Here is a 7,265-nt window from a genome sequence, read left to right as displayed (position 1 = left end):
CGTGATGGTGCCATGCGGCACCGACAGCCCGGCCTTAAGAGCCGGGAAGGAGGCCTTCACGGACTCCGAGCGGCCGCCGTGAATGGCACCGTGGCGGGCGTCCGCCGGGCAGCGGCGAACGTGGGCTCGGTGGTGCGAGAGCAGGCGGACGGGATCTTGCCCGGTGCCCGCCGTGCATCGGCGAACGTGGGCTCGGTGGCGCGTGATCAGGCGGACGGGATCTTGCCCGGTGCCCGCCGGGTGCCGGCGAACGCGGGCCCGGGAACCGGCGGCGAGCCGGCCCCCGCCGGGCCCGTGCGGGAACCGCGGACCGCCGAACAACGCTGGCGGGCGGCCGTCGCGCGGCAGCCGCTGGAAACACCGAGGGCGTTCCCCGCCGCCTTCCGGCCTCTCGTCGCCGGACTTACCGCAGGCTCCCACGTCCGGTACACCACCGGCCCGCGGACCCGGGCCGCGCTCGCCGCCGCCGGGGCGCTGGGCGCCACCACCGGCAGCACCGTCCACCTGAGCGCGCCGCCGGACACCCGGCCCTCCTCGATGCGGGTGCTGGCGCACGAACTCGCGCACGCCCGGCGGCCGGTCGGCAGGCCGCGGTTCCTGCTGGGACTCTCCACTGGCGCGGCCGACGAGGAGGAACGCGCCGCGCAGGCCGTCGGGAATCGTGTCTCCGCCGGCGTCGTCGACGGCCTGCCGGTCGGCGGAGCGGGTGCGGCCGGAGTCGTGGACGTCGCGACGCAGGCCGCGCGAAACGCCGTGGCCGAGCACGCGGCCGAACAGGTGACCGAAGCCGGCCAGGCCGTGAACACCGTCAGCGAAGCGGCCGGAGAAGCCCGGGCCACGGCCGAGCACGCGGTGACCGCCGCGGCGACGACCGTCGCGAAGGGACCGTCGGCCGCCGATCTCGACCGGATCGCCGAGGCCCTCGAAGAGCGCGTGCTGCGGCAGCTCGAGCGGCGCGGCGGCCGGTACTCGGGGGTGTTCTGATGTCCGCCCCGGTGAAGGCCTACCTGCAGATCGAGGGCGGCGGGCGGATCGAGTGCATGTTCAACCCCGCCGAGCTCACCATCGCGAAGTCCAACACCTGGAGCTCCAAGGAGGCCAAGGGCAAGAACGCGCCGGAGCTGCGGTTCCAGGCCGGCCAGTCGGCGACGCTGACCATGAGCCTGACCTTCGACACGACCCGCACCGGGGACCCGGTCACCCAGCACACCGACCAGCTGCTGGGCCTGATGAAAGTCGACCCGAAGCTGGCCGGCTCCGACCGCGGGCGCAACTCCGCCCGCCCGCCGTGGGTCGAGTTCCACTGGGGCGCCACGTACTCCTTCAAGGCCGTCGTCGAACGCCTGCAGATGCGGTTCACTTACTTCGCCAGCAGCGGGACGCCGTTGCGCGCCAAGGCCGATGTCTCGCTGAAGCAGTGGAAGGACGAGGCCGAGCTGCCGCTGCAGAACCCGACGTCGTCGACGCCGTCGCTGCACACCGTCCACCAGCTGCTGCCCGGCGAGACGCTGGACCGGATCGCCGCCGCCCACTACGGCGACGCGACCCGGTGGCGGGTCATCGCCGAGGCCAACGGCATCCTCGACCCGTTGCGGCTGCCCGAAGGCGTCTCGCTGGCCGTACCCGAGCTCGAGGTGCGCCACCGTGACTGAGGAACGCCGCCTCGACGGCGTGCTCGTCACCGTCGACGGCTCGCCGCTGCGCACCGAGCTGTACGGGCGGCTCACGCTCGTGCACGTCGAAGAGTCCGTGCAGCTGCCCGACACGTTCGTGCTGCGCTTCGACGACCAGCACTTCGAGCTTTTCGACGAGGACCGGTTCCGGCTCGGCACGGCGATCGGCATCGCTTTCCGCGCCGAAGGGGAACCGGTCGTGGTCACCTCCGGCGAAGTGACGGCGATCGCCGTCGAAGCCGGGGCGAGCGGACGGCACGAGCTCGTCGTCACCGGGCTCGACCTGACCCACCGCCTCGCCCGCGGCGGCAAGTCGCGGGCGTTCACCAACATGACCGACGGCGACATCGCCCGCCGGATCGCCGGGGAGTACGGCCTCGACACCGACATCGACGGCACCGGCGAGATCCGCGAGCACACGCTGCAGCACGGCGAGACCGACTACGCGTTCCTGCGGCGGATCGCCGGCCGGATCGGCTACGACTTCTGGATCACCGAACGGAAGTTCCACTTCAAGCGCAAGCCCGCCGAGCGGCACCGGCCGCCGGTGCTGGTGTGGGGCGGCAACCTGCACGACTTCCGGGTGCGCTTCGCCTCCGCGGACGCCTGCGACGAGGTCGTCGTCACCGCGTGGGACCCGGTGGACAAGCGGGCCGTGACCGGCCGGGCGAGCACGCCGGACCCGGGGTCGGACGCCCCGGCGGTCGCGGAGATGGCCGCCGCCGCGCGCCGCGGCTTCGGCGCGGTGACCCGGCGGGCCGGCCAGTTCCCGGCGGCGAGCAAGCCGGAGGCGGACGCGCGGGCGGAAGCGTTGCTGCGCAAGGCTTCCGGCGGCCAGGTCGTGCTGCGCGGCGAGGCGGCGGGCAACCCGTGGCTGGGCGCGGGCACCGACGTCCAGCTCGACCGGGTCGGCCGCCGCCTCGCCGGCAAGTACCGGGTCACCAGCGTCGAGCACATCTACGGCGCCGGCCGCCCGTACGTGACGCGGTTCGTCTGCGGCGGCCAGGAGTCCGAGGGGCTCGCCGACCTGCTTCGCGGCGGGACCGAGCACCGCGGCTGGGGCAGCCTGGTGGTCGCCGTGGTCACCAACAACGACGACAAGGCGGGCCAGGCCCGGGTGAAGGTGCGGTTCCCGACCCTGACCGACGACGAAAGCACGTGGGCCCGCGTCGTCGCACCGGGGGCCGGGGCGAAGCGGGGCGTGCAGTGGCTGCCCGAGGTCGGCGACGAGGTCCTGGTCGGCTTCGAGAACGACGACAAGGCGCGGCCGCTCGTGCTCGGCGGCCTGTGGAGCCGCAAGGACGCGCCGCCGGAGGCCGGCGTGTCCCGCGGCGGGAAGACCGACCGGCGGATCCTTGCCAGCCGCAAGGACCACCGGCTGGTGCTGACCGACGACCCCACCAGCTCGATCGAGCTGAAGCTGGGCGACTCCGGATGCCTGCTGCACCTGGAACAGTCCGAGTCGAAGCTGACCGGCGAGCGCAAGCTCGTCGTCACCGCCGACCGGATCGAAGTGAAGGCGGGACAGCAGCTCGTGCTGGAGGGACCGCAGGTCGAGATCACGGCCACCGGCGCGGTGACCGTCTCGGGCAAGCCGATCAAGCTCAACTAGGGAAGGCGACGATGGCACAACCCGCGGCGCGGCAGGGGGATCCGGTGACCGGCATGGACACGCATATCGTGCTCGTGCCCTCACCGGGCGGCCCGGTGCCCACCCCGACCCCGATGCCGTTCTCCGGGAAGCTGGTGACCGGGCTGTCCACCGACGTGCTCGTCAACGGCCTCCCGGCCGCGACGGTGAACAGCGGCGCCCAGAACCTGCCGCCGCACCTGCCACCGCCGGGCGCGTCGTTTTCCCGCCCGCCCGCCAACACCGGCACGGTGCTGACCGGCTCGGTCACCGTGCTGTGCAACGGCAAGGGCATGGCCCGCACCGGCGACCCGGTGAAGACGTGCAACGACCCCGTGGACGCGCCGACGTCGGCGATCGGGCCCGGTTCGGCGAACGTACTGGTGGGCTGAGGCATGGCGGAACGGGCGGACCTGATCGGCCGCGGCTGGGCGTTTCCCGGGCAGCTGACCCCCGGCGGCGGCGTGCGGCTGGTGGGCGGGGGCGAGGAGATCGACGCGGCGTTGCGGCTGATCCTGTCCACCGCGCCGGGGGAGCGGGTGATGCGGCCGGACTTCGGCTGCGCGATGTGGGAGAACCTGTTCGCGCCGGTGAACTTCGACACCCTCGGCCGGATCGAACAGAGCGTCCGGGAGGCCGTCGCGCGCTGGGAGCCCCGGATCGAGCCGCTCACCGTGACCGCCACCGCCGAAGGGGACGGCGCGTGCGTGTCGATCGACATCGCCTACCGGATCCGGGCGACGAACGACCACCGCAACCTGGTGTTCCCGTTCTACGTGATCCCGCAGGAGGAAGCGGCGCCATGAGCCTGCCCGCGCCCCACCTCGATGACCGTCGCTTCCAGGACATCGTGGACGAAGCCAAGCGGCGCATCGCCCGGCACTGTCCCGAATGGACGGATCACAACGTCTCCGACCCCGGCGTCGCGCTGATCGAGCTGTTCGCCTGGATGACCGAGATGATCCTCTACCGGCTCAACCAGGTGCCCGACCGGCTCTACGTCAAGTTCCTCGAGCTGGTCGGCATCGAGCTGGCCTCGGCCTCGCCCGCGCGGGCCGCCCTGCTGTTCACCCTGGCCGCACCGCCGGAGCAGGCGATCCGCGTCCCGGCCGGCACCCAGGTCGGCACCGAGACCGGCCCGGACGCCGACCAGATCGTCTTCATGACCGACCGCGACCTGCAGCTGGTGGCGCCGGTGCTGCAAGCGTGCCTCACCCGCACCGGCGGCCGCTTCACCGACCACACCGAGGAAATCGGCGTGGAGCCGATCGCGGTGTTCGGCTCGCTGACCGTGGCGGACGCGCTGTACCTCGGCTTCGAGAACTCCCTGGCCCGCAACCTGATCCAGCTGGACGTCGAAGTCAGCGGCGCGGCCGGCCGCGGCATCGACCCGCGCAACCCGCCGCGGCGGTGGCAGAGCTGGGACGGCCGCGAATGGCGGGACGCCCGGGTCCTGTCCGACACCAGCGACGGCTTCAACACCTCGGGCGCGGTCACGCTGCTGCTGGCCGGCGACCACGAGCAGCTCGCGATCGGCCCGGTCCGCGCGCACTGGCTCCGCTGCACGCTCGTCGAGCCCCTCGAAGACGGGCGCACGTACGACACTTCCCCGATGCTGCACGGGATCGACGTCACCGGGCTGGGCGGCGAGGTGGCGGCCCACCACGCCGAGCCGGCCCCGCGCGAGCTGGTCGGGACCAGCACGGGGGAGCCGGGCCAGACGTTCGTCGTCCGGCGTGCCCCGGTCCTGCCGCGCCGCCGCGGCGAGACGGTGGAGGAGGTCCTCGTCCGCCGGGACAACGGCAGCGAGCCGGAAGTGCGCACCTGGACCGAGGTGGCCGACTTCACCGACGCGAGCCCGCACGACCGGGTGTTCACCTGGGCCGGCGCCACCGGGGAAATCCGCTTCGGGCCGAGCGTGACGGGCCGCGACGGCCGGGTCCGCCACTACGGCGCGGTCCCGGAGGAAGGCGCCCAGCTGTGGGTCACCGGATACCGCTACGGCGGCGGACGGCGGGGCAACGTCGGGGCGGGCAAGCTGATCATCCCGCTCAGCGCCATTCCCTCGGTCGACTCGGTCCGCAACCTCGAGCCCGCCACCGGGGGCGTGGACGCCGAGACGGTGGACAACGCGAAGATCCGCGGCCCGCTGTACCTTCGCGGCGGGCACCGGGCGGTGACGGCGAAGGACTTCGAACGGCTGACGCTCGAAGCCGCGCCGGGTGTCGCCCGCGCCCGGTGCCTGCCGCCGGCGAAGTCCGGCGAACCCGCCCGGCTGCTGGTGGTGCCCCGGGTCGACGTCGCCCCGGAGTCGCTGCGGCTGGCCGATCTCGCGCTGCCGCGCGAGCTGTCCGACCGGATCAAGGTCTACCTCGACGCCCGGCGCCTGCTGACGACGCAGGCCCGCATCGACGAGCCGTCGTACCAGGGCATCACCGTCGTGGCCGAGGTGCACGCGGCGCCGACGGTCCAGCCGGAGAAGGTCCGCGCCGACGCCGAATCGGCGTTGTACGCCTACGTGAACCCGGTGGTCGGCGGCGCGGCCGGGCGCGGGTGGCCGTTCGACACGGACCTGTCCATCGGGGACGTCTTCTCGGTGCTGCAAGGTGTGGCCGGGGTGGCGCGGGCCGAGACCGTGCACCTGTTCCTGGCCGACCTGCGCGGCAAGCGGCAGCCCGAGGAAGCGGGCCAGCGCGTCCGGCTCAACCCGGACGAGCTGTTCCTCTCGGTGGCCCACCGGGTGGTGGTGCGCCAATGACCGGCGGCTGGCTGCTCGCGCAGCTGCCCGCGGTGATGGGGCGGGACCCGGTGATTTCCGGCTTCGTCCGCGGTTTCGAGGAGATCGCGGACTCCGTGCGCGACCAGATCTCCGACCTCGAGCACGAGCTCGACGTCGGGCTGGCCTCGCCGGAAATGCTGGTGTACCTGGCTTCCTGGCTCGGCGTCGAGCTGGACGCGACCCGCGTGGGCGACGCCGAGGTCCGCGAGGCCCAGCGGCGCCTGATCCGCGCGGTCGGGCAGGCGCTGGTGTGGCGCGGAACCCGCCACGGCGTGGAGACGCTGCTGGAGGCCCTCACCGGCAGCCGGGTCGAGGTGATCGACCCGGGCGGGATCTTCGCCCCGGGCGACACGGTGCCCGCGGCGACCGACGTCGTGGTGGTGCGGCTCGACCACACCGGTGGGTTGAGTGAGCGGCAGCTGCGGGCGTTCCTGGCCGAGGAGCTGCCGATCGGTGTGCGGGTGGACTTGCGGGTGCGGTCGGCGGGAGGTGCGGGATGAGGCCCGGTCCGCCGCCTGGTTGCCCGGGGTGTGGGTGTCTGTTGCGGTTGCAGGGTGTCAGGCTGTGCGCGATCCGGGGTGCCGGTGGGTTGGGCGAGCGGCAGCTGCGGGTGCGGTCGGCGGGAGGTGCCGGATGAGGCCCGGTCCGCCGCCCGGCTGCCCGGAGTGCGGGCGTCCGCTGCCGCCGCAGGGGGCGAAGCTGTGCCCGAACTGCGGCTACCCGCTGCTGCTGGAGCGTCCGGCGGTCGCGGAGCACGAGCCGCGCAAGGCCGTGTACAAGCCGACTGACGCCGGGCCCGGCGGGCCACCCGTCCCCTCCGGCCGGATGCCGTTGCCGCCGGGTCCTGCGCCTTACGGCCACCCGGCACCGCGCCGGGTGGAGGTGCCGGGTCCGCACTGCGGCCGCTGCGGAACGATCAACCCGGCGCACCGCAAGCGCTGCGAGACGTGCGGCGAGGAACTGTGGCCCGGCGCGGCGTCCCCGGCTCGCTGGATGCCGAAGCCGCCGGAGGTTGCGCCGGCCCCGCCGCGGCGGCGCACGTGGTGGAAGCTGGTGCTGCTGGTCGCCGTCCCGCTGCTGGCGGTCGGCGCGGTCTGGCTGCTGGCGCTGCTGCTGTAGCAAGCGCCCCAATGTGGCGTTCGGTGCGTCCAACGCACCGAACGCCACAAGGGGTGCTATTGAC

General features: G+C 73.5%; 8 protein-coding genes. All 8 read left to right on the top strand.

Annotated features, from left to right (window positions below; translation table 11 throughout):
- The first annotated feature begins 78 nt into the window (after window positions 1-78).
- The 8 genes from AB0G28_RS48850 to AB0G28_RS48815 all read left to right on the top strand — a co-directional run bounded on the left by AB0G28_RS48850 (window position 79) and on the right by AB0G28_RS48815 (window position 7,201).
- Window positions 79-984 carry a DUF4157 domain-containing protein gene (locus AB0G28_RS48850; protein ID WP_361106412.1) on the top strand — a complete coding sequence of 302 codons (906 nt, stop codon included), beginning with the start codon at window positions 79-81 and terminating at the stop codon, window positions 982-984.
- A complete protein-coding gene (locus AB0G28_RS48845) occupies window positions 984-1,652 on the top strand; it encodes a peptidoglycan-binding protein (RefSeq protein ID WP_361106409.1) in 669 nt (222 codons plus the stop codon). The genes AB0G28_RS48850 and AB0G28_RS48845 overlap by 1 nt, the downstream gene beginning before the upstream one ends.
- A complete protein-coding gene (locus AB0G28_RS48840) occupies window positions 1,645-3,285 on the top strand; it encodes a VgrG-related protein (protein WP_361106406.1) in 1,641 nt (546 codons plus the stop codon). The genes AB0G28_RS48845 and AB0G28_RS48840 overlap by 8 nt, the downstream gene beginning before the upstream one ends.
- An 11-nt stretch (window positions 3,286-3,296) precedes the next feature.
- Window positions 3,297-3,695 carry a PAAR domain-containing protein gene (locus AB0G28_RS48835; protein ID WP_361106403.1) on the top strand — a complete coding sequence of 133 codons (399 nt, stop codon included), beginning with the start codon at window positions 3,297-3,299 and terminating at the stop codon, window positions 3,693-3,695.
- A gap of 3 nt (window positions 3,696-3,698) precedes the next feature.
- Entirely contained in the window at window positions 3,699-4,109 is a 411-nt protein-coding gene (locus AB0G28_RS48830; RefSeq protein WP_093951055.1) for a GPW/gp25 family protein, read from the top strand.
- The gene (locus AB0G28_RS48825; protein WP_361106400.1) at window positions 4,106-6,061 is read left to right on the top strand and encodes a putative baseplate assembly protein; all 1,956 of its coding nucleotides are present in this window, start codon (window positions 4,106-4,108) and stop codon (window positions 6,059-6,061) included. Before AB0G28_RS48830 ends, AB0G28_RS48825 begins: the two co-directional genes overlap by 4 nt.
- On the top strand, window positions 6,058-6,582 hold the full coding sequence (locus tag AB0G28_RS48820) for a phage tail protein (RefSeq protein WP_020647187.1): 525 nt from the start codon (window positions 6,058-6,060) through the stop codon (window positions 6,580-6,582). Before AB0G28_RS48825 ends, AB0G28_RS48820 begins: the two co-directional genes overlap by 4 nt.
- Window positions 6,583-6,715: 133 nt before the next feature.
- Entirely contained in the window at window positions 6,716-7,201 is a 486-nt protein-coding gene (locus AB0G28_RS48815; RefSeq protein WP_361106396.1) for a zinc-ribbon domain-containing protein, read from the top strand.
- The last annotated feature ends 64 nt before the right edge of the window (window positions 7,202-7,265 follow it).

It is taken from the genome of Amycolatopsis sp. NPDC021455 (genome assembly GCF_040640995.1).
GTDB lineage: Bacteria > Actinomycetota > Actinomycetes > Mycobacteriales > Pseudonocardiaceae > Amycolatopsis.
This window is presented reverse-complemented; position numbering and strand designations above follow the sequence as displayed.